General features: G+C 75.2%; 2 protein-coding genes and 1 pseudogene. All 3 read left to right on the top strand.

Annotated elements, in window-relative coordinates; translation table 11 throughout:
* Positions 1 to 555: pseudogene (locus IBL25_RS25745) on the top strand (hypothetical protein); the annotation flags it as partial.
* Positions 552 to 1,187: a hypothetical protein gene (locus IBL25_RS25740; protein WP_187781290.1), complete on the top strand. Its 636-nt coding sequence runs from the start codon at positions 552 to 554 to the stop codon at positions 1,185 to 1,187. The pseudogene IBL25_RS25745 and the gene IBL25_RS25740, both read left to right, overlap by 4 nt.
* A partial coding sequence (locus tag IBL25_RS25735; RefSeq protein WP_275296074.1) for a proton-conducting transporter transmembrane domain-containing protein occupies positions 1,184 to 2,150 on the top strand: 967 nt, incomplete at its 3' end. The genes IBL25_RS25740 and IBL25_RS25735, both read left to right, overlap by 4 nt.

Here is a 2,150-nt window from a genome sequence, read left to right as displayed (position 1 = left end):
GGCACCGCCGCCGGTGGCCGCGCCGCCGCCCGCGCCATGGGGCAGGATGGCTTCGCCCTGCCGGCGCTGCTGCTGGCCGCCATGGGCTTCGCTGTGCTGACGGGCAGCACCGCCCCGGATGTCATCGGCGCCACCTTGCAGGAGGCCGCACTGGGCCCGCGCCTCGCCCTGGCGCTGCTGTTGCCGGCGCTGCTGGCCGTGGCGCTGGCCGGCACCGGGCAATTGTCCAGTGGCTCCCCGGTGCCGGAGGCTTCCGGCCGGCACCTCGCATTGTGGGAGATGCAGCGGGCGCTGCGGCTGGTGCTCTGGGTGGCGCTGCTCCAGGGCCTCTTCGTGCCCTTTGGCACCGCCTTCCCCGATGCCGGTCTGGGCGGCTGGCTGACGGCGCTGCCGCTCTGGTGCGCCAAGCTGCTGCTGCTGACAGTGGTTCTGGCGGTGGCCGAGGCCAATCTGGCCCGGCTGCGGAAACGCCGCATGGCGGAAATGATGGGTGCCGCCGCCCTGGTGGCCCTGCTGGGTGTCGCCTGGCTGTTTCTTTCGGCGGGGGTGGCATGAACCTGACGGAACTGCCCGCCAATCTGGTGCCGCTGCTGGGCGGCGGCGTGCTGCTGCTCTCCTTCGCGCTGGTGCTGCGGCGGCGCGTGGTGGCCGCCATCGATGCGCTGGCGGCCCAGGGCGTGCTGCTGGCCGTGGTGGCGCTTTGCCACGCCTGGGCGCGGGAGGCACCCTCCCTGACGCTGGTCGCCGCGCTGCTGCTGGCCGGGCAGGGGGTGCTGCTGCCCCTGGCCCTGCGGGAATGGGTGCGGCGCCAGGGCCTGCGCTGGGAGCCCGCGGCCGCCCCGGTGCACCGGCCGCTGGGCGGGCTTTCCGCCGCCGTGGCGCTGGTGCTGCTGGCGGTGCTGGCTCTGCGCCCAGTGACGGAAGGTGCCGCCGCGGTGCTGCGGCAGGACCTGGTGCTCTCCCTTTCGGTGCTGCTGGTGGGGCTGCTGGTCATGGCGGCGCGGCGCGGCCCCCTGGGGCAGGCGATCGGCCTGGCCTGCGCCATGAACGGCGCACTGCTGGCCGCCCTGGCGGTGCCGGAGCTGCGCCTGTTGCCGGCCCTGGCCGTGGTGGCCATGGCGGTGCCCTTTGGCGTGGTGGCGGGCTTCCTGACCCTGCGGCCGCAGGTGAACAGGGACCCCGAATGATCCCCTGGCTGCCCGATGCACCCCCCGGCTGGCTGCTGCCGGTGTTTGCCCCCGCGCTGCTGCCCTGGCTGCCGGTGCTGGTGCCGCTGCTGGGTGCGGCGGCGCTGGCCGCCATCTCCAATGTCCGCGTCGGCGCCCGCGTCAGCGTGGCGGTGGCGGCGCTGACCCTGCCGCTGGCCGTGCTGCTGCTGGCCGTGCCCGCCGAGGGCGCCGGGCTGTTGCGGCCCGATGCGCTGAACCTGTGCCTGCTGCTGCCCGCCGCGCTGGTCGGGCTTAGCGGCGCCGTCGCCACCATGGCCCTGCCGTTGCCGGAAGGCGCCGGCCGTGCCTGGAATGCCGGCTACCAGGCCATGCTGGGCCTGACGCATCTGGCGCTGCTGGCGGATGACGCGCTGCTGATGTGGATGGCGCTGGCCCTGGCCGGGCTGGTGCTGGCGCTGCTGGTGGGCCTGCGCCATGGCGCCGCCGCGCTTTCCGCCGCCTGGAAGGCGGTGTTGCTGCTGGGGGCCGGCTCCGCCCTGGCGCTGCTGGGCACCCTGGCCCTGGCCATGGCCGCCCATGCTCTGGCGGGGGAAGCCGCGCTCTCCTTCGAGACCCTGCTGCGCGTGGGGCGGGAGGTCGAATCCGGCCCTCTGCTGCTGGGCTTCGTGCTGATGTTGGCGGGCTATGGCGCCCAGGCCGGGCTGGTGCCGCTGCATCTCTGGCGCGGCGACGCCCAGGCCGAGGCGCCGACGCCGCTGATCGTCATTCCCATTGCCCTGCTGGGGCAGGCGGCGCTGCATGCGCTGTTGCGCGCCAAGGCGGTGGCGGCGTTGAACCCGGCCTGGATGCCGCCGGGCGCGCCGCTGCTCCTGGCTGGGCTGGCCGGCATGGCGCTGGCGGCCCTGGCGCTCTGGCGCGCGCGGGATGCCGGGCGCTTCCTGGCCGCCCTGGCCATTGGCCAGACCGGGCTGGCCGCCTTTG

Source organism: Pseudoroseomonas ludipueritiae (genome assembly GCF_014490445.1).
In the GTDB taxonomy this organism is placed as follows: Bacteria; Pseudomonadota; Alphaproteobacteria; order Acetobacterales; family Acetobacteraceae; genus Pseudoroseomonas; species Pseudoroseomonas ludipueritiae.
The sequence above is the reverse complement of the archived record's forward strand: the minus strand, read 5'-3'. Positions and strand labels throughout refer to the sequence as shown.